The organism is Pedobacter sp. UYEF25, assembly GCF_054061655.1.
Genome location: NZ_JBSSEL010000003.1, coordinates 1 through 24,981, shown reverse-complemented (window position 1 = coordinate 24,981; position 24,981 = coordinate 1). Strand labels below are relative to the sequence as shown.

The window sequence follows — 24,981 nt, the reverse complement described above, 5'->3', positions numbered from 1 at the left end:
GCTACGTTTCCGCTAAAAACTGCTAGCATTCTTTAACATGGCCTTGATAATTGGCAAAGGCCTTTGCTTTACAAAACCATTAAGTCTACCTCTTGAAAAAGTTTTTTATATCCTTTGGTCTAGCTATTTTTTGTCCTCTTTTTTTACTTGCGCAGAAACAAGTCGAAATAGATGACGCCATTCCGCAGCACATATTTACCTTTAACGAGGTCTTCGTATTTGAAGATAGCACCAACACTTTAACATTTGCAGAAATTCTGGATGCAAAGCATTATGCCCTTTTCAAGCCAAGCTTGGCGAGCACGCCACAAAACATCCACCTAAAATCTACCTATTGGTATCGAATTGATATTGCCAGAAAAGAGGATAGCAAAAAAAACTGGATATTAGAATTTTTCGACCAGACCATAGATGATTTGGTGGTTTATTTGCCTGACTCAAATGGCAAATATAGTGCACACATGGCAGGCGATGAAAAGGCATTTTCTAACAGAAGTTTTGCACATAAAAATTTCGAATTCAGAATCCAGAAAGAACCAAAAGATCAATTAATTTATGTAAAGGTAAAATCTAGGCAAATTGCCGATGTCATCATTGTGTTGCGTTCAGTAGATTGGTTTATTCACTACGCGCTTAACGAGTACCTTTTGTTCGGCCTTTTTTACGGAATGATACTTATTTTTTCCTTCTATAATTTAGTGATGTATTTTGCAGTGAGGCAAATCCAATACCTCTATTATGTGCTTTATAATATAAGCGTAGGTGTTTTCGAACTGTCCTCAGACGGTTTGGCCTACCAATATTTATGGCCAAACTACCCAAAGTGGAACCAATATGCTTTCGGCGTGGCGCTGTATTTTGTAAGTATTTTCGCATTGCTTTTTGCTAAAAAACTGCTGTATTTAAAAACCAAAGCACCGTTTTTAAACACATTAATAGATGGCTTTCTGGTGCTTCGCACGTTATTTTTTATTGCCTGTATCGTCATAAATCCCATTTGGTTTAATTATAAATTCTTGGAGTTTATCCCGCTGTTGCTTTCTTACGCAGCCGGCTTAATGGTTTATAAAAACGGTTATAAACCTGCTAGATTTTTCGTGGTGGGTTATACTTTTTTATTCATTGGATTTGTAATTAAGTTCTCGATTACGCTCGGCGTCACCTGGCTTAATATTGATGCCATTGCGTATTATAGTTTGAGTATTTGCTTCATTCTGGAAATGTTTTTCTTGTCTTTTTCCATAGGAGACAATTTTAGAATATTGAAACTGAAAAAGGAAAGGGCACAAAGGAGAATTATAGAGCAATTTAGAATTAACGAAAAACATAAAGACAACTTAAACAAGTTTTTAGAAGATAAAGTTGCGCTTCGCACTAAAGAGGTTTATGAAAAATCGACGTTGATTATAGAAAAAAATAAAGAACTTGTTGGGGTAAACAGACTGTTAAAAGAACAAGCAGAAGAAATTATAAGAATAAACAGCCTGCTGTCTATTGATAATGTGGCGCTCAAAACAAATGTAGTACAAGCTACACGTGCCAGAATTATGGATGATGAAGTAAATTTCGAAGAATTTAGCAGAATCTATCCCGACAAGGAAACCTGCTATAAGTTTTTGGATGGGCTGAAATGGACAGCAGGTTTTAAATGTAAAAAGTGCGGAAGTGTGCATTACTTTCAAGGCCACCAACTTTACAGCAGACGCTGCAGCAAGTGCAGCTATGAAGAATCTGTAACAAACGGCACTTTGTTTGAAAACAGCCGCATCGCAATAAATAAAGGTTTTTACCTGCTATTTTTAAACTACCAAACCAAAGGCAAAATTTCGTCGCATAAGTTGGCAGCGGTTTTGGAAATTAGACAAAGTACTTGTTGGGCCTATAGTGCAAAAATTAAAATATTAATTGATGCAAAAATTAAAGATGGCACCTTTGATAAAATGGGCTGGAGCACCTTACTCCTTAACGAAGTTTAAGTCTTAAAAACCCATAAAAATCATTAAAATCATTAAAAGGTTCTAAACCGTATAATTATTGATGAATGATTCCTCTAAAATCCGTCATTCTAATCTGTAAACCAATCCTTTGTAGCAATTTTTATACGGGTACTAAACCGTATCAAAAACATTTAATTTATAGGATATACGCGAGATTTGTTAAATTTTTTTTTGGATGATCGACGGTTTCTACGCTAAGTTTACATCAACATTAACCAAATATAAATTTGATGATTATGAAAAAACTTTGCACAATTTTTATGTTGCTCTGCACCATTGCGTGTTCTGCGGTATTTGCCCAGACAAACGTACAGGTTACTGGCATTGTAAAAGATGAGAAGGATTTGCCGATACCTGGAGTCAGCATTTTAATTAGCGGCACCAAGGTGGGAGCCACAAGCAATTCCGATGGAACATTTACCATTAGCGCACCAACTGACGCAACACTTGTATTCTCTTTCATTGGTTATAAAACTCAAGAAGTTCCTATTGCCGGTAAAACAACATTAAACATTACCTTATCAGAGAGTGCATCAAGCTTAAATGATGTGGTGGTGATTGGTTATGGATCGGTTAAACGTAAAAACCTAAACTTTGCTACATCAGAAGTGAGCTCAAAAAGCATAGAAGATAGGCCTGTTACTAATTTCCAACAAGCGCTGCAGGGCAGAGCTGCCGGTGTTCAGGTAAGTCAGCCTTCGGGCAAACCCGGCGCTGGATTAACATTGCGCGTTAGAGGCTATGGCTCTTTGAATGGCTCGAACGATCCGCTTTATGTAATCGATGGAGTTCAAACGCTGAGCAATGATGGCATTAATCCGAATGACATTGAAAACATCACCATTTTGAAAGACGCATCGGCAACCGCAATTTACGGCGCAAATGGTGCAAATGGTGTGGTTTTGATTACCACGAAATCTGGCACAGCAAATAAACCTCAAATCAGTTTAGACGCTTATTACGGCAGCCAGAACATTAGCAAGAAATTAGATGTTTTAAGTGCTAAAGATTTTGCAGTATTGATTAATGAAGAACGCACAAATGTTGGCCAACAACCGTTTATTACAGATGTAAATAACTTACCCTTCAATACCAACTGGCAAAATGAGATTTACAGAAGCGGTGTTCAACAAAATTATCAACTCAGCGCTTCTGGTGGTTCAGATAAATATAAATATTACCTCTCTGCGGGCTGGAACGGCGAAAGTGGTACTTTGTCGCCTGCTGATTTCGGCCGTTACAGCATCAGATTTAACCAGAGTGCTAACCTCCTACCAAAATTGAAAGTAGGAAGCAACTTTACAATTAGTAGGATAAACTCGGTAGATGTGCCTGATAATGCCCGGGTAAATAACGGCGGTGTAGTATTGTCTGCGTTAACAACACCACCAAACATTCCGGTAAGAAATGTTGATGGGACATATCCTCAAAACCCTTATCAAGCACTAGAAAATCCGGTGGCAATTACCCAAGGGGTCGATAGTAAATCATTCACAAATAAAGTACTTGGAAATATTTTTGCAGAGTATGAACTTCCCCTAAACTTAAAATTAAGATCTACTTTTGGAGTAGAGGCAAATGACAATAGAGCAGATTATTTTGTCGATCCGTTTTTAACAGGGCAAGGAAGAGCGCAAAAAGGATTTGCAAGCGCCACCTCAAATAACGAACTTATTTGGCAGAATGAGAACATCCTATCGTACAATCAAACTTTTAACAAAGTACATTCCATTGATGCGATTGCGGGTGTTACTTTTAGAGAATCGAATTATACAGGAACTTTTTTATCAGGTAAAAACTTTGCAAACGGAGCAATTAAAACCGTAAACGGCGCATCAGAGAAACTAGATGCAAGTAGCACCGCTTCTAGTTGGGCTTATCTATCTTATCTTGCTCGTGTAATTTACACATATAAAGATAAGTATACTTTGACAGGTTCTGTGAGAGCAGATGGATCTTCTAGATTTGGTGCAAACCAACGATACGGATATTTCCCTGCGGCATCTGTTGGTTGGAGAATATCTGAAGAAAGCTTCTTGAAAGATGTAAGTTGGCTTAACCAGTTAAAATTCCGTTACGGTTACGGCAGCAATGGAAACTCTGCCGGCATTGGAGATTTCAGTTATTTGGCTAGGTATGGTGTAGGATACAACTACCCAATAGACAATAATACACAACCCGGTACCATCACCACAAGCATCGCAAATGAAGATTTGAAATGGGAAGTAAATACTCAAAGTAACTTAGGTTTTGATTTGTCAATTTTTAACAATCGTGTTAATTTTACCGCAGATGCCTACCTAAGAAAAACCACAGATGCCTTGGTAAATAGACCATTGCCGTCTCAAACCGGTTACACGTCTATCACACAAAACGTAGGAAGCTTGGAAAACAAAGGGATAGAACTTGCGTTAAACACCGTAAACATTACCGGAAAAAATCTAAATTGGGAAACAGATGTCGTATTTTCCTTAAATAGAAATAAAGTGGTTAATATTTTGGGTCAAAGCATTCTTTCTGGCGGTGTTGGAGACAATGGAAGTGTTACCATTACAGAAGAAGGCAAACCGATAAGTTCATTTTACGGCTACATTTCTGACGGCGTAGATTCACAAACGGGTAATATTAAGTACCGGGATTTAAACGGCGATGGACAAATAACCGACGCAGATAGAACAATAATTGGCAATCCAAATCCTAAGTTTCAGGGGGGTATTACCAATCGTTTATCTGGCTATGGCTTCGACTTGTCTTTCTTATTTGATGGAGTTTATGGAAACCAAGTTTACAATGCAACCAGAATTGAGACAGAAGGCATGTCTGGGCCAAAAAATGCCTCGACTGCAGTATTAGATAGATGGGAAAAACCCGGCGACATGACAAATATTCCGCGTGCGGCGTTTGGAGATCCAGATAAAAACTCACTAAGAAACTCTACCAGGTTTATAGAAAATGGATCTTACATCAAGCTTAGAGATGTAACATTTGGCTACGATTTAACCAAAGTAGTAAAAACAAATAACGTGCTAAAATCGGCTAGAATTTATATAAGTGGCAGAAATCTGTTTACCATTTCAAAATATAAGGGTTATGATCCAGAGGTGAGCCAAAATGGCGGCAGTGCATTTGCTCAGGGGATAGATTATGGAACCTATCCTCAAGTACGGACATTGGTTTTTGGTATTAACGCTAAATTTTAATTAACATGAAAAAATATTTAATAATAGTCCTCGCATCAGCATTCATGCTAACAGGATGTAAAAAATTTCTAGATCAAAAACCGCAATCGGAGATTACGGGGGCAAATTTCTATCAAGTTTCTTCTGATGCCGAATCTGGCCTGATTGGTTGCTATGATGCATTACAGCCAGATTCATACTACGGTTTTGACATAGAAACCTATGGAGATGTTGTTTCTGACAATGCTTATGCAGGTGGTGATAATCCAGCGAACATTCAACAAGATATGTTCAATACAGACGCAAATAATCCCAACATATCTAGAGATTGGAATCAAATCTATCAGGCAATTGGCCGTTGTAATGACGTAATAGATAACGTAACGGTGATGAATGGATCACTATTTCAGGGCAATAGAAAAAACGAAATTTTAGCAGAAGCAAAGTTTTTGAGAGGCCTACATTACTTTAATTTGGTTAGAATTTTTGGTCCAGTTCCATTGGTTATTAAGCAGATAAAAGACACAAGCCCTGAAAATATAAATGCGGGCAACAGTACCATTCCGGCCATTTATGCGCAAATAACACAAGACCTTACCGAAGCCATTAAAGACTTGCCTAGAGACAACAATGTTGGTAGAACAACGAAGGGCGCTGCGGAAGGAATTTTAGCCAAAGTAAACCTCACAAATAAAAACTGGCAACAGGCCGCAGATCTTTCTAAAGAAGTAATTGATTTAAACAAGTACAGCTTAATTGCCAATTACGATGGCCTTTGGTCGGGTAAAAACACCACCGAATCTTTGTTTGAGGTGCAGTTTACCGGCGGAACAGAAGGCAATACCATGCCCGATTTATTTTTACCATTTCCATTGGCTACCTATGAATTTTTAAAATTTAGCACTCCAACTGAGGATATGATTGCAGCTTATGAACCAAATGATACAAGAAAAGCAGCGTCCATTATCTTTGCAGATCAATATTACGGCAAAAATTTTCCTCATGTTTATAAGTATAGAAATGCTGCAGGTTTTGCAGCGCCAGCAAATGTTCCGGTGTTAAGGTACGCAGATGTGCTTTTAATGCGCGCCGAAGCCTTAAACGAGATCAGCTATCCAAATACAGAAGCCCTAACTTTGCTAAATCAAGTGAGAACCAGAGCCGGTTTGCCTTCCAAAACAATAGGTGATCTCCCTTCTCAAGATGCGATGAGAATTGCTATTGCCAAAGAAAGACGCGTGGAACTTGCTTTTGAGGGCCATAGATGGTTTGATTTGTTAAGAACAGATAAAGCCATAAGCACTTTACAGGGTAAATACCCAATTACGCAGAACAAGTTGCTCTTTCCTATTCCTCAAGATCAGATCGACAAAAATCCGAATCTCAAACAAAACCCAGGCTATTAACAAAATTTATTGGCAAGCAGAATGTACACTGCTTGCCGTTTCAAAATAATCGAGAAAATGAAAATGTTGACCTACCGCTACTTCAAGCTTTGCAGTATTCTTATATTTAGTGTGATGTGTAGCTGCAGCTGTGGCAAAAGCAGTCCGGGCAGTCCAGATGCTACTCCGCCGATCGTTGCACCTCCCGCAACAACCACTTCTTCCGTTCAAATGTGGCTTACAGATGGAGATAAAAGTAATCTATTTAGTAAGCAGAATATTGCATTAAATTTCGACAAAACCGAAAACAAAAGTTTCCCGAGTATAGTGGTAGATTCTACCCAACAATATCAATCCATAGATGGATTTGGTTATAGTCTTACAGGTGGGAGTGCTTTTTTACTGAATAGTCTAGATGCTCAAACTCAAGAAAACACCTTGAAAGATTTGTTTTCTACCGAAAACAACAGTATCGGTGTGAGCTATTTAAGAATTAGTATGGGTTCTTCTGATTTAGATGCGAATGTTTTTACCTATGATGATCTTGCCAACGGACAAACAGACGTAAATCTAAATTCTTTCAGCATTTCTCCAGATCAGAAAAATTTAATCCCGATTTTAAAGAAAATTTTAGCCATAAACCCCACTCTAAAGATTATGGCTACCCCTTGGTCCGCTCCATCTTGGATGAAAACAAACGCAAGTTCTAAAGGCGGGTCATTAAAACAGGAATACTTTGCTGCTTACGCGAGCTATTTTGTAAAGTACATTAAAGCAATGAAAGCGGCAGGAATTAACATTGATGCCATTACGCCACAAAACGAACCATTAAATCCGGACAATAATCCAAGTATGGTGATGACGGCTTTAGATGCGGCGAGTTTCATTAAAAACAACCTAGGCCCGACATTTAAGTCAGAGGGTATATCTACAAAAATTATTGTGTACGATCATAATGCAGATGTCCCACAATACCCGTTAACCATTTTGGCCGATCCGGATGCAAGCAAATACGTAGACGGTTCTGCGTTTCACCTATACGCAGGAAACATAAATGCGCTTTCTCAAGTACATAACGCCTACCCTGATAAAAATTTATATTTTACCGAGCAATATACCCCTATTTCTGGCTCCTTTGCTGGAGATTTAAGTTGGCATACCGTCAATTTAATTATTGGCGCTCCGCGCAATTGGAGCAGAAACGTATTGGAGTGGAACTTGGCTTCAGATCCTAGTTTAGGCCCACATACGCCGGGCGGTTGTACTACTTGTTTGGGCGCTTTAACGATTGGCTCTTCTTCTTCGGTTGTAAAAAATGTATCCTATTACATCATCGCACAAGCCTCTAAGTTTGTTAGGCCAGGCGCATCGCGCATAGCATCTACTTCTAACGGAAATCTTGCGAGTGTGGCTTTCAAAAATACGGATGGAAAAAAAGTGTTAATCGTAACAAATAGTGGTGCCGCAGACCAACAATTTAATGTGTTATTTGGAAATAAAGCGCTTCAAAGCACCTTAAAACCTGGCAGCGTTGCTACCTATATTTGGTAATTTTTTGTAAATCAACTTAAATCTACGATATTGAAAAAAGAAATCTTTGTAGTCATTTTTGCACTAGCATTCGCAGGCTGCAGCAACAACAAAAATCAAGAAACGAGCAAGCCTAAAAGCGTAATAGAAGTTTTTACTACCGCTCAAAATACCAATCTACGCCTCACTAAAACAGCCGATTTAAAATTTGGCCCAAGTGCGCAACCTTTAGAAACGCAAGTTTTTGTCTACGTCGACCCTCAGCATGAATTCCAAACCTTTGAAGGTGTTGGCGGCGCACTTACCGACGCTGCTGCAGAAACTTTTGCAAAATTACCAGTGGCTCAGCAGCAAGAATTATTGACCGATTACTTTGATCCCGACAAGGGAATTGGCTACACCATTGGCAGAACCAATATTAACAGTTGCGATTTTTCTACCGCTAGTTACGTTTATGTAAGCAATAAAGACAAATCCTTAAGCACCTTTAGCGTTGCACACGACGAAAAGTTTAAAATTCCGCTTATTAAAAAGGCAATGGAAACAAGCAAGAATAACCTAAAGTTATTGGTAACGCCCTGGAGCCCTCCAGAATGGATGAAAACAAATAAAAGCATGCTCAAAGGCGGTAAGCTTTTACCAGAATACAATCAAACTTGGGCAGATTATTACGTTAAATTCATCAAAGCCTATCAAGACAAAAACATGCCAATCTGGGCGCTTTCTGTTCAAAATGAACCGATGGCCACGCAGACTTGGGAATCTTGCCTTTACACCGCAGATGAAGAAAGAGATTTTATCAAAAACTATTTAGGTCCAACGTTAAAGAAAAATAACTTGGGTGATAAAAAACTCATTGCTTGGGATCATAACAGAGATTTAATTTATCAGCGCGCAAGTACCATTTTAAACGATCCCGAAGCTGCTAAATATGTTTGGGGAATCGGCTACCATTGGTACGAAACCTGGACAGGGAGTAAAATGCAGTTCGATAATGTTAGAAAAGTGAAAGAGGCATTTCCCGATAAACATTTAATCTTTACAGAAGGTTGTCAAGAAAAGTTCAATTTAGACAGTATTTACAACTGGAAACTTGGCGAAAAATACGGCCATTCTATGGTAAATGATTTTAACGATGGCACCGAAGCTTGGGTAGATTGGAATATTTTATTAGATCAAACTGGCGGCCCAAACCACGTAGGCAACTTCTGTTTTGCGCCCATCCACGCAGATACTAATTCCGGTAAGTTAATGATTACCAATGCGTACTACTACATTGGACAGTTTTCTAAATTTATCAAAACTGGTGCAAAGCGGATAAATTCATCAACCAATAGAGACAAATTAGAAGTTACATCTTTCAAAAATCCGAATGGAGACATTGTAGTGGTTGTACTAAATACCTCTAATGACGAGCTTCCGTTTAAACTGATGTTGAATGGAAAAGCTGCCAATGCAAAAAGCTTGGCGCATTCCATTTCTACCTTTATCGCAAAGAACTAACTATTCTATACTTATTTGGGCAGTTGCATAGAAAGCATCAATTTGCGTGCATAATCGTTCAAAAAATTAGTTATATTCTTTTAGCTACAATTTTTCCAAAATGCCCGAAGGTGCACGGCGCTATTCGGGCATTTTATTGCATTTTGCTTACGTTACTTTCTAACATAATTGGGCTACATTTGTCAGCATAAATTCTATATCGAGCACATGAAAATAGGAATAGTTTGTTACCCAACTTTTGGCGGCAGTGGCGTTGTGGCCACCGAATTAGGTAAAGCGCTAGCAAGTGAAGGGCACCAAGTTCATTTTATAACCTATAGCCAACCGGCGCGGCTAGACTTTTTCTCCGCAAATTTATTTTATCACGAAGTTTCGGTACGTAATTATCCATTATTTGATTACGCGCCATATGAGTCTGCTTTGGCCAGTAAGATGGTAGATGTGGTACGTTTTGAACAATTGGATGTGTTGCACGTTCATTACGCCATTCCCCACGCATCCGCGGCATTTATGGCGAAGCAAATTTTGGCTACTTATGGGATAAACATTCCAGTAGTTACCACGTTACACGGCACAGACATTACTTTGGTCGGCAAAGATCCCACATACAAGCCCGTAGTAACATTTTCAATCAATCAAAGTGATGGTGTAACGACCGTTTCCGCCGATCTGAAGAAAGATACGCTTAAACATTTCAAAATTACCAAAGACATAAGAGTCATTCCAAATTTTATAGATTTAACTCGGTTCAGTCTACAGGCAAAAGATCATTTTAAAAAAGCAATAGCGCCAAATAACGAGCGTATCTTAATACACACGAGTAATTTCAGAAAAGTTAAACGCACAAAAGACGTCATTCGAGTATTTGAAAAAGTGCAAGCCATAATTCCGTCTAAATTATTGATGGTCGGCGACGGACCAGAACGCGCTTACGATGAACAGTTGTGCAGGGAGTTGAAGATTTGCGAAAATGTACGTTTCTTGGGCAAGCAAGATGCGGTTGAAGAAATTTTGTCTGTAAGCGATCTGTTTCTAATTCCCTCAGAATCTGAAAGTTTTGGATTAGCAGCCTTAGAAGCCATGGCCTGCAAAGTCCCAGTTTTATCATCAAATGCAGGCGGTTTACCCGAGCTTAATGTAGATGGTTTTTGTGGCTATATGGATAATGTCGGCGACATAGAGGGAATGGCTGCACACGCAATAGAAATTTTGAAAGATGATGACACACTAAATCAGTTCAAAGAAAACGCATTTATGCGTGCAAAAGATTTTGATCTTAAGAAAATATTACCTCTTTACATCGATTTCTATAAAGAGGTGATAAAAGGTTGTAAGCCCATCACCTAATTTACCTCACGGATGCGGTAACAATCAAGATTTTCTAGGCAACAGAATGAAAGTACTGTATTTCTGCGGACGATATTTTATAGTTACTTCCTAAATAAATATTTTCTAAATCCCTAACTTCCATTACCAGGCGGCTCCAATGTGCACTGTTTTTATGAGACTTCGTAAAAGCAGACAATTCTTTGCAATATGGTAGCGTTGCACTGTTGATAATTTTAAAACTTCGAAAGTTTTTTCTTTGCATCGCATGTGGATGGACCCAATGTTTAAAACAAAGGTTTTATCGACTTTTGATTGGGATTTCTGCCAAATGCCTTCTCCAACATCTGCTATTTTCTATAACCTTCTAAAAACCCAAATTTCATCTGTTCCATCGGTAGTTCTTAAATGACCACTAGACTATCCCACAAATTGCCGTTAATGCAACTGTTAATTTGCTCACATTCAGCATCGGGTTTTAAGATCAAATCTTCGAAAAAAACAATTTCCCCTAAATTAAATCTAGTGGACACCATACAAATTGTAGCAATCGATTTCTTTAAGAAATTGAAAAAATTTTATGCTCTAACAATTAAAGAAGTCAATAGATATTAAAAAAATTACTAAGTTGCATTAACTAAATAATTAAAATGGAAAATTTGCAGGAGAAAAAGCAGAGATACCTTTCCTTGGATGTGTTAAGAGGTTTGACAATTACGTTGATGATTGTGGTAATCAATCCTGGAGATTGGAAAGCTATTTACGCACCTTTTGAACATTCTGCGTGGGACGGTTTTACCCTAACAGACCTGGTTTTCCCTACGTTTTTGTTTGTGGTTGGCAACGCCCTAAGTTTTAGCATGAAAAAATATGAGACGTCAAATTCTTCAAACTTTCTTTCAAAAGTATTTAGACGTACCTTCTTAATCTTTTTTATCGGTTTGTTCCTCAACGGCTTTCCTTATGTTATTTGGGTTGACCATCAGCTCGTTTTTAGAGATCTGACTGATATAAGAATTTGGGGAGTTTTACAACGGATTGCAATTTGCTATGGTCTGGCGAGTCTTTTAATCCATTACTTCAAGCCACGCGTAGTTCTATTTATATCCCTTTTTGTCCTGCTTGCATATTGGTTAGTAATGTATCATTTTGGAACCCATCCTTTGCCATTTAGTTTAGAAAACAATGCATCAGCAAAGTTAGACGCCTTATATCTTGGTTTAAAAAATACCTATCATGGCTATGGAATTCCGTTTGATCCGGAAGGACTATTAAGTACTTTTCCTGCGATGGTGAATGTTATAGCAGGTTTCTTCGTGGGGAAATTTATTCAAAACAGCGGAAATAACTTGCCCACTATAAAAAAACTAGTCGTGTTTGGAACAGCAATTATAATTGTCGCGCTGTTATGGAATATGGTATTTCCAATAAATAAACCAATTTGGACAAGTTCTTATGTGCTCTGCTCAATCGGTGTAGATCTTTTCCTACTGGCCATTTTGATGTACATTATAGAAGTGCTCGGTTTTAAAAAATGGACCTACTTTTTTGCAGTATTTGGCAGAAATCCATTATTTCTTTACGTTATTTCTTGGATTATAATCACACTGATTTACTTAATTAGAATTGACGATGTGCCATTAGGTTCCATCATCTACAAGTCGATCTTTTTAAATATTGCATCTGGAAAAAATGCATCTCTAATGTTTGCACTTGCATACATGTTATTTATTTGGCCAATTGGCTACTACCTGGATAAGAAAAAGATTTATGTTAAAGTATAGCAGCAGCTGTTTCTTCGATTTCTGATGACTTTTCCATAACCAGAATGGCCGCCCCGATCAATTCTGCATCAAGGCCTAGCTCAGAAATATAAATCTCAGTATCCTCGGCTAGTCTTGGAATACAGTATTTATTTAGTGCTTGCTGAATTGGAGCAAGCATTAATTTTCCCACTTTGGCACCTCTACCACTTAAAACAATTGCCTTCGGATTGATGATGTGAATCAAAATAGACAGACCTCGCCCGATTTCGTAGGCTGCTTCAGATAAAAGCTCTATCGCAAATTGATCTCCCTCATTTGCCACCACCATCAAGGCGTCTCCAACCGCAGCTTTTGGTTCATTTTCGTTGTGAATTAGCCGCGTCTTTCTTCCGTTTTTTATCCCTTCTATTGCTTTTTCTGCTACCGCTAACAAAGAGGCTTGCGCCTCTAAGCAGCCTTGCTTACCACAAGAACACAACACACCTTCCTCAGAAATTGGAATGTGGCTAAATTCTCCAGCAAACCCATTATGCCCGCGAAATAACTGCCCGTTGATGATCATCCCAAGTCCAATTCCCCAACTTAAATTAATCACCATCACATCTTTAATTTGCCTCGCAGCGCCAAATTTAAGCTCGGCAAAAGCCACTAGGCTAGAATCATTATCTATGAAAACAGGTAAATCTAAAGCTTTGCTAACGCGAGTAGTTATATTTTCCGAGCCAGACTCGACATAGGTATAATTAAGTCCTTTATCTGTGTTAACAAATCCGGGCATTCCAATTCCTACACCAAGAATCGCGTGCTTAGTTATTCCCGAGTTAAGGATATGATTTGAAATGGCATTAATTAATTCTTCAAGTGATTTTGGATTATTGCGAAGTTTTAAATCTATAGTTTCTACTTCTGTTAAATAGTTATTTAAAATATCTACAATTACAATCCGTGTAGATAATTGATCCATCGCCACAGCGACAATGTATAATTGATCAGGCGCAATGCCATAAAGCAACGGCTTTCTCCCGCCACTAGATGGTGCATAACCCTTCTCTACCAAAAATCCCCTTTCTAAAAGCTGACTTAACAACCTTGTAACAAGTGGGATGCTTTTATTCATTTGCACACTTAATTCTGCGCAAGACAAGAATTTACCATAATAAAGATGCCTTATCACCTCAAAATAAAGTTTCGAGTTTCTTTCGTTAGGATCAAACATTTGGTTTCATGAGGCTTTTAGATGAACTATTTTATGTATTATTATTTATCTGTTGGATTAATATCTTTAGGCGGGGTTAAATGTAAGCCAATCTTTGCGGATTTGTGTAAAGGTAATGACAAGCTAAACAAGTCTATCGAAGTAAATGATATGATCGACACTCTGCACCTCGTATTTAGGAGCAAGGGTCCATCTTACCTGCAAAAAACGAGCGACTTATCGAACCAAGCCAACATTAAAAAAAACATCATACTTTTTAACATTCATACAAAAGTATTAAAAACTTTTTATTAAGTTTGATTTATCAAATAACTTAAGTGGTAATTTCTCGAAATACGCGCAAACTAACGCATTAGATAAATCTTCCACAAACCAACAACTTTAAACAACCAGTTACTTTTGCAATAGAATTTTTGCTCTGATACCATTTTTTGAAATTTTATTAATTTTCCGATACCATTAGATTTTATTTCAGCAACAAATGTCAACGCTTGGCTATGTTATTTTCAACATTTTTTGAGCTTTAACTCCAGTAGAACCACTTTTATACAAACACCTCACATTAGGTGCCTTGTGTAGATACTGAAATTGTAGTACCAACAACAAACCTAACAATATGAAAAAAAACCTAAACTATTACTGTTTCTACGGCTTGACGGCAAAATCCATTCTCGGATTTCTTTTAATATTGGGCTTTGTCGGCTCGGCGACTGCTAAAACTCCCACTAAAGTTTAGAAATGCCACGTTGCATTCTTTTGTCTTACGTGGCACCATTAAGGACGATAAAGGAGTGACTCTTCCTGGCGTCACCATTTCAAATAAAAATAAAAACATTACAGCTATTTCCAATAAAATTGGAAAATTCGAAATACAGGCAGATCAGGGTGACAGCATTATATTTAGATCTATTGGTTTTGAAAGAAAAGGCATCATTGCAGGCGCCAATAACATAATTGTTATTTTAAACGAAAGTTCTACAAATCTAAACACTACCGTTGTCACTGCACTTGGAATAAGCAGAGAGGAAAGATCTTTAGGCTACGCGGTTTCGGAAGTAGATGGATCTACCTTAAATAAGGCGAGAGAAACCAATGTTATAAATTCTTTGGCAGGCAAAGTGCCGGGATTAATTATCAGTGGAACTGCTGGTGGGCCGGCAGGTGCATCTAAAGTAATAATTAGAGGAAGTACAACGCTAACCGGCAACAACCAACCATTATATGTGGTAGATGGCATTCCGATAGACAATTCAAATTATGGCGGAGCAGGGTCTGACCAGTATGCTGAGGGCGTAGATTTGGGAGATGCTATTTCAGCAATTAATCCGGATGACATAGCCACAATTAGCGTTTTGAAAGGCGCTTCCGCATCTGCGTTATATGGATCTAGGGCAGGGAACGGTGTGATACTTATCACCACTAAAAAAGGAAGTAGCAAGCAAGATTTGGGGATAGAGTTTAACAGTACGTCAACCATCGAAACACAACTCACCAGCTATGACAATTATCAATCTTTATATGGCCAAGGCACTAAAGAACTGATAAATAATGTGATGGAACAAGATTATGGCACACTTAACACAAGTTTTGGCGCACGCATAGATCCAAATTTATCTGTGATTACAGGTACTGGTCAAAAAAGACCATATGCTTATGTTCCAAATAACATAGATGGTTTTTTTAGAGATGGTTCTACATTTACAAATACACTTTCTTTTTCTAATGCCAATGATAACTCTAGTTTTCGTTTTTCGTACTCTAACCTAAGCAATAACGACATCATTCCAGAAAGCGGCATAAATAGAAACTCTTTTACCTTAAATGGGAGTTCTAAATTTGGCTCTAAAGTAAGTTTAACTGCAAGAGCTTTTTATCTTAATGAAGACGTAAAAAACAGACCATCGCTTGCAGATTCTCCGGCAAATATTGGAAATAGCTTTCTCTCGTTGGCGAATACGGTAGATCAAGCACGGTTTGCAACGGAATACAAAAACGCTGATGGAAGTTATTTAGACTGGAACAATGGAAATCAATATCGCTTAAATCCGTATTGGGTAATTAATGAAATGAGCAACACCAGCACTAAGAATAGGTTGCTTGCATCGTTGCAGCTTAATTACGATATTTTAAGTTGGCTAAGTTTCCAGGCAAGAGGTTCATCAGACCAAACGCAAGTAGATTTTAGAGACTTTAGTCCGCGTACAACACCCGGAGCACTCACCGGTACCCTAAATCAAAATAACGTTAAATACAGCACCATAGAAGCTGATGGGCTTTTGACGGCAAAGCGCCAAATAAGTCCGTCCATCAATCTTTCCTTACGCTTGGGCGCAAGTATTACCAGAAATAGAAGGGACGGAACAAGTAATCAGTTTACCGATCAGGCCATTACCGATGTTGCCATCCCAACCAGTTATACCATACAATCTGTTTCTCCTGTGGCTAGTAAAAGAAGTTTTAACTCCGTTTACGCGCTAGCTACATTTGCTTATAAAAGTGTTTTGTACGTCGATGCAACGCTTAGACAAGATGCATTTTCTACACTTCCAATAAACAGCAATAGTAAAGTGTTCCCATCACTAAGCAGCAGTTTTGTTTTTAGTGACGCTTTTAAAATTGACAAAAAATACCTTAGTTTTGGTAAGCTTCGGGCATCCGTTGCACAGGTCGCATCAGATACCGATCCATACTTAACAAGTCAATATTATAGGAGCAATTCATTGCCTTTTAATGGTTTGCCTACCGGTGGATTATCAACAGACGTAAAATTTAGCAGTGATTTAAAGCCAACCACCACATTTAATTATGAGTTTGGTACAGAGCTTAAATTTTTAAACAATAGACTGGGACTAGATGTAAGTTATTACAATGCAAAATCCAGAGACCAATTAAATATCGTACCAGCAGCACCTTCATCGGGCTTTAATTCTAAAATTATAAACGCTGGCACCATCAGCAACAGGGGTTTAGAAGTTGCATTGAGCGGAACGCCAATTGTTTCTAAAGGTTTTAATTGGGAATTAAATATCTCATTTGCAAGAAACAAGAATACCGTAGAATCATTGGCAGAAGGAACACCTTTTATAAGCTTATCTGATGCGAGATGGGCAGGAGTTTCTGTAGTGGCGATGCCGGGCCAATCTTATGGCGCAATATTAGGATATAACTATCAGAAAGACCCTAGTGGAAACATCATCTTGGATGCAACAACTTTACAACCGTTGTTAAGTGACAATAGAGAGGTTTTAGGAAAAGGTGTTTTTGATTGGACCGGTGGCTTAAGCAGTACCATGAGTTATAAAAACTTTAGTTTTGGTGCAGTATTAGATGTAAAATGGGGCGCGGATTTACTGTCGCTAACCAATTATTTTGCAGCCGCTGGCGGTGCACTAAAATCTACGCTCCCTGGAAGAGCCGAGTGGATTGCTTCTGAAGAAGATAGACAGGCGGCCGGCGAAACGTTAGAACAATGGACCGCAGAAGGAAAAGTAAGAGGTTTGGTACCGAGCGGAGTTGTTCAAACTGGAACAGATGCAGGTGGAAATCCAGTCTACAAACAAAACACACAAGCAATAGAACCTTCGAGCTATTGGGCAACACTGGGCAATATTTCTAACGCGGTTGCTGTACCTTTCATTTACAGCGCCTCTTACGTTAAAATTCGTCAACTTACTTTAAGCTACAACCTACCTTCTTCTTTAATTAGTAAGTGGAAAATTAAGGATGTACAAGTTGGTTTAGTAGCTCGAAATCCTTTCATCATTTATAAAGATGTCCCTAATGTAGATCCCGATTCGAACTACAACAATGGAAATGGACAAGGAATTGAATATGGTTCTTTACCAGGAAGACGCAGTTATGGTTTCAACTTAAATTTTAGGTTTTAGCAGAGATGATTATTTTAAAAGACAACATCATGAAAAAAAACATAAACAAACTGACACTCATTTTTCTCGGCCTAACGTTAGTGTTGGGATCGTGTAAAAAGTTTGGCGACACCAATATAGATCCTACTCGATCTGCAAACATAGACCCAGCCATTCAATTATCAACGGTACAGCTTCGCTTTTCTGGAGATCTAAATGTGAATGAGAGAACAAGTTTTTTAATGACCTTGCCCTTGGTACAACAAATAGCAGGTTCTTACAGCAACCGTTGGGGTGGTATATATTTTAACAATCCGGATGTAATGGGCGTTCTCTGGGGTGATTCTTATCCAAATGACATCGTTAACATAATTGATGCCGTGAATAGAACGAATGGTGTCGAAAATAAGACAAACCTAAATGCAATTTGTAGGATAATGAAGGTCTATGTATTTGATAGGTTAACAGATTTATACGGCGACCTGCCCTATTCGGAGGCTGGTCTTGGTACTAATGCGAAGTTTGATAAGCAGCAAGATGTCTACGACGATTTCTTCAAAGAGCTTTCGGCAGCCTCCGCTCAATTAAATCCATCAAAAGATGTGGTTAAAGGAGATTTGTTTTACAATGGAGATATAGGCGCCTGGAAGAAATTCGCCAATTCCCTTCATTTGCGATTGGCCTTAAGGTTGGTAAAAGTCGATCTGGCAAAAGCAAAAAAAGAGGCCCAAGCGGCTTATGATGCTGGCGTCTTTACCTCTAATGCAGACATCTGTTTACTTCAACATGAAGACGTTCGCAATCCCTACGAAGAACTTGGTAAAGGGAATATAAAGGGAAATGCAGTTTCTGCCTCTTTTTTTAATGGCGGTGCCGTTCCGGGTCGATTTACAACTGTTTTCTTAAATCAGTTAAGAAGTACAAACGATCCTAGACTTAAATATATGGTTAAATATTACTTAGATAATTCAGCCAGCGAGCCAAAAGATCGTACAGACATCACCGATCAAATTGTGCCTCTACAAGGCTATGTGGGTGTTAAACCGGGAAGCTATATTTATGATACTCCTTATCTAAACTCGGTAACGATAACTGTTCCTGGAAAAGGAACCATTACGGCGACAAATAATGATGAGAAAGCACAACTTGCAAATTTTTTGTTGAGATTTAACGCCCCTTTCTTACATCAAACTTATGCAGAGGTAGAATTTTTACTTGCAGAAGCAACCGTTAGATTTGGTGCTACATTTGGGGGAAGCGCAAGCATGCATTATGCCAATGGTTTAGAAGCAGCTTGTAAACAGCTAAGTGTTTTTCCAGGTGGACCTAACATTCCTCAGACAGAAATAGATCAGTTTATCCTAGCAAACCAATTAACCGCAGGAAGAGAAGTAGAGCTAATTAACAACCAAATGTGGGTTGCGCTTCTTTTAAACGGACCTGAAGCTTACGCCAATTGGAGAAGGAGCGGTTATCCTACTTTACAACCGGCGGTAGGTGTTTCAGAAACCGGTGAAAGTACAACCATTCCAAGACGTTTCGAATATCCATATACAGAGAAAGAGCAAAACAAGGCAAATTTTGACATTGCCCTCGCGCGTATGGGTGGCGAAGACAGCTGGAATGGGAGAGTTTGGTGGGATGTAGATAAATAATTATAAAAAATCCAACATGAAAAAGATAATTAAGCTGTTTGCAATAACATTTCTATCAGTTTTGGCGCTTCATGTATATGCTGAAAATTTTCCTACCACTCCGAAAAATGGAAATAAGGTGCCGTTTCGTGTGGTAGGTTACATACTCTCTCATGGAAACTTAGATACTTTATCTAAAAAAATAGATTTCAAACAACTTACCCACTTAAATATTGCTTTTTTCAATCCAGATTCCTTAGGAAACATCGTTGCGCCAACTGGTTTGGAAGCGATGATAGCAAAAGCGCATGCCGCAAAGGTGAAAGTGCTTTTTTCTTTTGGCGGGGGTAATGCACCAATGGTTCTAAAAAACCTACTTCGAGCCGAGAAAGCTGATGTTTGGATCGCAAATATGTTGGCTTTTGCCGATGACTATCATTTTGATGGGATTGATGTAGATTTAGAGGGCGATTTTATAGACAACAACTATGAGGCATTGGTAACGCAGTTGTCGAAAAAATTGAAAGCAAAGAAAAAACTATTGACCGCTGCGGTAGCCACATGGAATGGCCAAACCATTTCTGATAAAGCACTCTCTTTATTTGATTTCGTGAATGTAATGGCTTATGACCATACTGGGCCATGGAATAAAAGCAATCCTGGGCAACATTCCTCGTATGAAGACGCCGTTGAAGACTTTAATTATTGGAATGAGAAAAGAGGCATTCCAGCAAATAAACTCGTACTCGGATTGCCATATTACGGGTACGGATTTGGAGCTAACATAGCCCCTAGCTTTACCTATGCAGATATTTTATCTCAATATCCCCACGCCGACAAGGCAGATAGCATTGTTGTGGCCAATCAGGGAACAATCTACTATAATGGCGTTGCAACCATCACAAAAAAAGTAAGGTTTGTATTAGAAAAACGCGGTGGAGGAGTTATGATATGGCAATTACTTGGAGATGCGCAGGGAGAGAACTCCTTAATGACAATTATCAATAAAATTAAAAAATAAGTTATTTAATATAAAATATCAACATGAAAAAATTATCCTATTTCTTATTTACCATAATCACTATTTGCGCTTTTAATAGTTGTAAAAAAGGTCAAGAGGCGCAGGTAGATGACAATTTTCACCCTCGTATTTTCGATACGAAAGGTGTTTTTCGGGCACCGTCTATCATCATCAATCAAGGACAATCTGCCATTTATACAGGCCTAACATTTTCTCCAAAACCACAAGAAAAGTCTAAAATCTTGTGGACGGTGGATGGAAAAGAAGTTTCGACAGATACTACTTTTACATTTACGCCTACTGCTGGAGGAGAGTACGAAATAAAACTTCTTTCGACTTACAATGGCCTTTCTTCTACACGCATCTCAAAAGTTCTGGTAAGCCCCAATACGTACACTGCAAAACCATATACGAGTGTTGTAATGGCTTATTTGTCTGAGAATGGAACTGCAGCAAATATAGATTGGTCTAAAGTCACCCATGTTGCGATCAATGGTGCAAAGGTTATTTCGCCAACTTCGATAGATTTTTCCAAAGCAAATTTTAATCAGAATATAGATGAGTTGGTCGCTCGAGGACATATCAACGGTGTCCCTGTTTTATTAGGTGTTTCTGGCAGATTGTCTGGAATAGACGGATGGTCCTCTTACAACAGCACCGATTTTGGCCTTTCCATAAACAGCTCAGCTAAAAGAGCATCGCTTATCGCACTATTAAAAGCTTATGTGATTGCTAGAAAATTGGATGGCATAGATATTATGATGACTGATTTAGGAAATGACTCTTACGATGTTTCAGCAGAAATGGCAAGATCTGTTGCTCCGTTTTTAAACGAATTGAAAGCAGCGTTACCTACCGGATCTTTGGTTACCGTTACCGTTACTACGAATTATTTACATTGGGAATACCTCAGTTTGGCTGCTGCAGATTGGATTAATGTACATGCCTTTGAGAATGGCACGGTTTCTCCAGGATCGCCTCTGGCGCAACAATCACCATATAGTTATTTGGTTGACGCGGCAAATCTTTGGAAAAATACCAAGGGCTACCCTGCAAATAAATTGGTGCTTGGTCTTCCGGCTTTTGGAATTGTTTACAACACTTTAGATGCAAATGGCAATAACCTAAATTATGGTTCTTATGGTTATTTGCCCTATAAAGATATTGTAGCAGCAGACGCCTCTGCGCCTCAAAATGAGTTTACCGATAAAATTGCAAAGGGTGTTTATTATAATGGAATTCCGTTGATTACAAAAAAAGCACAATATATAAAGGACAATGGTTTTAAGGGTGCATACATTTGGGCAGAAGATTACGATGTTACAGGTGTAAATTCGCTGTTAGATAAAACAAGTGCCCTACTAAAATGACGTGTTTCATTTAAGAAATAAATACTTCCTTAAACGAGGAATTATTGGCACCATGGTTGTGAATCTAATAGAGTTACAAATAAATTTTTGTTCTTTTTTTAGCCGCTTATTCCGCTCGATGTGAAAAAAACACTCCTTTTTATTGGTTTTGGACTATTATTCGTTTCCTGCTCGAAGAAGATTACAGCGCCTAAAAAAGAAATCAATTTAGCTAATACAGTGCAATATGGCAGTTTGGTAGATACTTTAAATTTTTCTGGTTATGCTTGGCGGGTTAGAAAACCGATGGATCGTCAAGGTCCGGGGCCAAATTACTGGAGCGGTGCAAACGTTTGGGTTGATGAAAAAGGTTGGCTTCACCTGCGCATCCAAAAAAATGAAACCACGGGACTATGGGCGTGTGGCGAAGTTTCTACCATCCAAAAATTCTCCTACGGAACTTATCAATGGCAGGTTGAAGGTGCTTTAAGTGCTTTAGATAAGAATATTGTGTTAGGCTTATTTAATTATTCCGGAAACGATCGGTTTGATGAAATGGATATTGAAATTGCACGATGGGGCAACAATAGCTATCCAAACCTAAACTATACCATTTATCCGCAAACAGGTAAAACGGCTGATAAACCCGTAAGTTTTACTCAAAATTTTTCTACAAGCAGTGTTCAAACGACACACAGGTTTAAACGAGAAGCAACCAGCGTTACACTAAAAAGTTTAAATGGTTTTGCTAACGATGATAGTGGATTGTTTGCTTCAAAAACTTTCGGAGGAGCAGATGTGCCGATAAGTTCTTTGGACATGTCCGTCTTTATCAATTTGTGGCTATTTGAAGGCAGCGCTCCTAGTGATGGTAAAAGTGTTGAAATAATTGTAAAGAATTTTAAATACACGAAATTGTAGCGCAATTCATCATACCTAAACATTCATTTAAGACCAATGTTGGAGAAGGAACAGTGGTTTTACCTTTATAACCGGAAATAATAGCGTACTGCTGAATTGCTATAACTGCACCCTGATACTCAATTCTTTCAACTGCTTATCGTCAATTGTGCTCGGACTGTCTATCATAGTATCTCTACCAGAATTATTTTTTGGAAAAGCAATAACATCTCTAATAGAATCTAAACCTGCAAAAATGGAAGTTAAGCGATCGAAACCAAATGCGATACCGCCGTGTGGGGGAGCCCCAAATTCAAAAGCATCCATCAAAAAGCCAAATTGCTTTTGAGCTTCTTCATCGGTGAAGCCTAAATGTTTAAACATTAATGCCTGCAACTTTCTATCGTGAATACGGATAGAACCGCCACCAATTTCTGTTCCATTCACCACCATATCATAAGCATTCGCCCTTACCTCTCCAGGTTTTGTATCAAGTAGGGCTATATCTTCTGGCTTAGGCGATGTAAATGGATGATGCATGGCGTGGTAGCGCTCTGTTTCTTCATCCCACTCCAATAATGGGAAGTCTAATACCCATAAAGCAGAAAATTTATTTTTATCGCGCAAGCCCATTTGCGTACCCATCTCTAAACGTAATTCACTTAGTTGCTTACGCACTTTTTCGGTCGAGCCCGCAAGAACCAATAAAAGATCACCCTTTTCACTGGTAAAAGCGTTGCTCCAATCTTTAAGATCGCTTTCGCTGAAAAATTTATCTACAGAAGATTTTATAGAACCATCCTCGTTGTGGCGGGCATAAATTAAACCTGTAGCGCCAATTTGCTGGCGTTTTACAAAATCTGTAAGTGCATCTAATTGCTTGCGTGTATAATGCGCCGCACCTTTTGCATTGATTCCAACCACAAGTTCTGCATTATCAAAAACAGGAAAACCCTTACCTTTTGCCAGGTGATTTAACTCAACAAATTGCATGTCAAATCTGGTATCTGGTTTATCAGAGCCGTACAAACGCATGGCATCTGCATATTGCATCCGTGGAACTTCGGGCAAATCGTAATTGCGAACTTCTTTAAACAAAGTTCTTATTAAACCTTCGAAGGTGTTTAGAATATCTTCTTGCTCAATAAAACTCATTTCACAGTCTATTTGCGTAAACTCTGGCTGTCTATCTGCGCGAAGATCTTCATCTCTAAAACATTTAACAATTTGGAAGTATCTATCGAAGCCAGAAACCATAAGCAATTGCTTAAAAGTTTGCGGAGATTGTGGCAATGCATAAAACTGACCTTCATTCATTCTACTAGGTACCACAAAATCTCTTGCACCTTCGGGCGTAGATTTTATAAGAACCGGCGTTTCAACCTCTATAAAATCTAGGTCGTCTAGATATCTACGTACAGACTGCGCCATTTTGTGTCGCAGAACCAAGTTGTTGCGCACAGGATTGCGGCGAAGATCTAAATACCTATATTTCATCCTGAGTTCATCGCCACCATCTGTTTCATCATCTATCAAAAACGGAGGTAACTTCGCAGGGTTTAAAATTTCTAAGGCTGTAATTTTTATTTCTACATCGCCAGTAGACATTTTTGGATTTTTATTGCTGCGCTCAACTACAATTCCAGAAGCCTTGATAACATATTCCCTTCCCAAACCACGTGCTTGCTCACACAATTGGCGGTTATCATCCATGTTAAAAACCAGTTGGGTAATGCCGTATCTATCGCGAATGTCTATAAAAGTCATTCCACCTAAATCCCTCGATTTTTGCACCCAACCACAAAGTACAACGCTTTCGCCTAAGTTTTTTATGGTTAATGCCCCACAAGTTGTCGTTCTCAACATAATATTATCAATTGTCTAAAAGATAGTGGCGCAAAAGTACCTATTTATCTTTAAAGGCAGAAGTCTCAAATACTAAAGTTCCAGGAAGAGGTATAAAGCGACTGTTTTATTTAAATTTTTGCTGCTTATTTGGGCGTTGCCCAAGCTTCGCAAGGGCCCGGGCTGTTCGGGGGTCGCTTCGCTCCGTGCCAATAAAAAATTGGCACCAAGCCCCTATCATCCCTAACGCAAACGGGAAGTCGGAAATTGGATGTCAGAAATCAGCATTTGTTGAGTGCCATTTCCGCCACGCGCGTTAGGGAAAGAAATCCTTTTACGGGATGGAAGCCCCTTTGGGGTTTGGGGACGTAAAAGATTCTGTGATGAATTCCAAATAATTTCTATCTTTATTTTTCAAGGCGGCTTTGTGCCAGCCTGTTTAGGGCAGCTCCTTTTTTGTGGCT

General features: G+C 38.7%; 15 protein-coding genes. 12 read left to right on the top strand and 3 right to left on the bottom strand.

The window, feature by feature from the left end; genetic code table 11:
* The first annotated feature begins 92 nt into the window (after positions 1-92).
* The 6 genes from ACVWYG_RS03985 to bshA all read left to right on the top strand — a co-directional run bounded on the left by ACVWYG_RS03985 (position 93) and on the right by bshA (position 10,941).
* The gene (locus tag ACVWYG_RS03985; RefSeq protein ID WP_457268848.1) at positions 93-1,976 is read left to right on the top strand and encodes a 7TM diverse intracellular signaling domain-containing protein; all 1,884 of its coding nucleotides are present in this window, start codon (positions 93-95) and stop codon (positions 1,974-1,976) included.
* Between the two features lie 257 nt (positions 1,977-2,233).
* A complete protein-coding gene (locus tag ACVWYG_RS03980) occupies positions 2,234-5,197 on the top strand; it encodes a SusC/RagA family TonB-linked outer membrane protein (RefSeq protein WP_457268847.1) in 2,964 nt (987 codons plus the stop codon).
* A gap of 5 nt (positions 5,198-5,202) precedes the next feature.
* Complete coding sequence (locus ACVWYG_RS03975; RefSeq protein ID WP_457268846.1) at positions 5,203-6,582, top strand: RagB/SusD family nutrient uptake outer membrane protein; 1,380 nt, start codon at positions 5,203-5,205, stop codon at positions 6,580-6,582.
* 57 nt (positions 6,583-6,639) lie between these two features.
* Positions 6,640-8,112, top strand: a complete 1,473-nt coding sequence (locus tag ACVWYG_RS03970) for a glycoside hydrolase family 30 protein (RefSeq protein ID WP_457268845.1) — start codon at positions 6,640-6,642, stop codon at positions 8,110-8,112.
* Between the two features lie 30 nt (positions 8,113-8,142).
* Positions 8,143-9,594, top strand: coding sequence for a glycoside hydrolase family 30 protein (locus tag ACVWYG_RS03965; protein ID WP_457268844.1), 1,452 nt, complete (start codon positions 8,143-8,145; stop codon positions 9,592-9,594).
* A 207-nt stretch (positions 9,595-9,801) separates the two neighbouring features.
* A complete protein-coding gene (gene bshA, locus ACVWYG_RS03960) occupies positions 9,802-10,941 on the top strand; it encodes an N-acetyl-alpha-D-glucosaminyl L-malate synthase BshA (RefSeq protein ID WP_457268843.1) in 1,140 nt (379 codons plus the stop codon).
* Positions 10,942-10,975: 34 nt separating this feature from the next.
* Here bshA and ACVWYG_RS03955 read toward each other — a convergent pair whose 3' ends face one another.
* Entirely contained in the window at positions 10,976-11,185 is a 210-nt protein-coding gene (locus ACVWYG_RS03955; protein ID WP_457268842.1) for a hypothetical protein, read from the bottom strand.
* Positions 11,186-11,570: 385 nt separating this feature from the next.
* On the opposite strand from ACVWYG_RS03955, the gene ACVWYG_RS03950 reads away from it, so the two are divergent.
* Positions 11,571-12,704 carry an acyltransferase family protein gene (locus ACVWYG_RS03950; protein ID WP_457268841.1) on the top strand — a complete coding sequence of 378 codons (1,134 nt, stop codon included), beginning with the start codon at positions 11,571-11,573 and terminating at the stop codon, positions 12,702-12,704.
* On the opposite strand, the gene ACVWYG_RS03945 is transcribed toward ACVWYG_RS03950, so the two are convergent.
* Positions 12,694-13,803, bottom strand: coding sequence for an ROK family protein (locus ACVWYG_RS03945; RefSeq protein WP_457268840.1), 1,110 nt, complete (start codon positions 13,801-13,803; stop codon positions 12,694-12,696). The genes ACVWYG_RS03950 and ACVWYG_RS03945 overlap by 11 nt on opposite strands.
* A gap of 794 nt (positions 13,804-14,597) precedes the next feature.
* Here ACVWYG_RS03945 and ACVWYG_RS03940 point away from each other — a divergent pair.
* The 5 genes from ACVWYG_RS03940 to ACVWYG_RS03920 all read left to right on the top strand — a co-directional run bounded on the left by ACVWYG_RS03940 (position 14,598) and on the right by ACVWYG_RS03920 (position 22,693).
* Positions 14,598-17,789, top strand: a complete 3,192-nt coding sequence (locus tag ACVWYG_RS03940; RefSeq protein ID WP_457268839.1) for a SusC/RagA family TonB-linked outer membrane protein — start codon at positions 14,598-14,600, stop codon at positions 17,787-17,789.
* Positions 17,790-17,818: 29 nt separating this feature from the next.
* Positions 17,819-19,423, top strand: a complete 1,605-nt coding sequence (locus ACVWYG_RS03935; RefSeq protein ID WP_457268838.1) for a SusD/RagB family nutrient-binding outer membrane lipoprotein — start codon at positions 17,819-17,821, stop codon at positions 19,421-19,423.
* 16 nt (positions 19,424-19,439) lie between these two features.
* Entirely contained in the window at positions 19,440-20,423 is a 984-nt protein-coding gene (locus tag ACVWYG_RS03930; protein WP_457268837.1) for a glycosyl hydrolase family 18 protein, read from the top strand.
* Positions 20,424-20,446: 23 nt separating this feature from the next.
* A complete protein-coding gene (locus ACVWYG_RS03925; RefSeq protein ID WP_457268836.1) occupies positions 20,447-21,793 on the top strand; it encodes a glycosyl hydrolase family 18 protein in 1,347 nt (448 codons plus the stop codon).
* 120 nt (positions 21,794-21,913) lie between these two features.
* Entirely contained in the window at positions 21,914-22,693 is a 780-nt protein-coding gene (locus ACVWYG_RS03920; RefSeq protein ID WP_457268834.1) for a glycoside hydrolase family 16 protein, read from the top strand.
* A 99-nt stretch (positions 22,694-22,792) separates the two neighbouring features.
* On the opposite strand, the gene aspS is transcribed toward ACVWYG_RS03920, so the two are convergent.
* The gene (aspS, locus tag ACVWYG_RS03915; RefSeq protein ID WP_457268833.1) at positions 22,793-24,538 is read right to left on the bottom strand and encodes an aspartate--tRNA ligase; all 1,746 of its coding nucleotides are present in this window, start codon (positions 24,536-24,538) and stop codon (positions 22,793-22,795) included.
* Between the last annotated feature and the right edge of the window lie 443 nt (positions 24,539-24,981).

Excerpts from the sequence above, each read along its gene's own strand:
- ACVWYG_RS03980 (WP_457268847.1), top strand. The coding sequence starts at position 2,234 with ATGAAAAAACTTTGCACAATTTTTATGTTGCTCTGCACCATTGCGTGT.
- ACVWYG_RS03975 (WP_457268846.1), top strand. The coding sequence starts at position 5,203 with ATGAAAAAATATTTAATAATAGTCCTCGCATCAGCATTCATGCTAACA.
- ACVWYG_RS03970 (WP_457268845.1), top strand. The coding sequence starts at position 6,640 with ATGAAAATGTTGACCTACCGCTACTTCAAGCTTTGCAGTATTCTTATA.
- bshA (WP_457268843.1), top strand. The coding sequence starts at position 9,802 with ATGAAAATAGGAATAGTTTGTTACCCAACTTTTGGCGGCAGTGGCGTT.
- ACVWYG_RS03955 (WP_457268842.1), bottom strand. The coding sequence starts at position 11,185 with ATGCAAAGAAAAAACTTTCGAAGTTTTAAAATTATCAACAGTGCAACG.
- ACVWYG_RS03950 (WP_457268841.1), top strand. The coding sequence starts at position 11,571 with ATGGAAAATTTGCAGGAGAAAAAGCAGAGATACCTTTCCTTGGATGTG.
- ACVWYG_RS03945 (WP_457268840.1), bottom strand. The coding sequence starts at position 13,803 with ATGAATAAAAGCATCCCACTTGTTACAAGGTTGTTAAGTCAGCTTTTA.
- ACVWYG_RS03935 (WP_457268838.1), top strand. The coding sequence starts at position 17,819 with ATGAAAAAAAACATAAACAAACTGACACTCATTTTTCTCGGCCTAACG.
- ACVWYG_RS03930 (WP_457268837.1), top strand. The coding sequence starts at position 19,440 with ATGAAAAAGATAATTAAGCTGTTTGCAATAACATTTCTATCAGTTTTG.
- ACVWYG_RS03925 (WP_457268836.1), top strand. The coding sequence starts at position 20,447 with ATGAAAAAATTATCCTATTTCTTATTTACCATAATCACTATTTGCGCT.
- aspS (WP_457268833.1), bottom strand. The coding sequence starts at position 24,538 with ATGTTGAGAACGACAACTTGTGGGGCATTAACCATAAAAAACTTAGGC.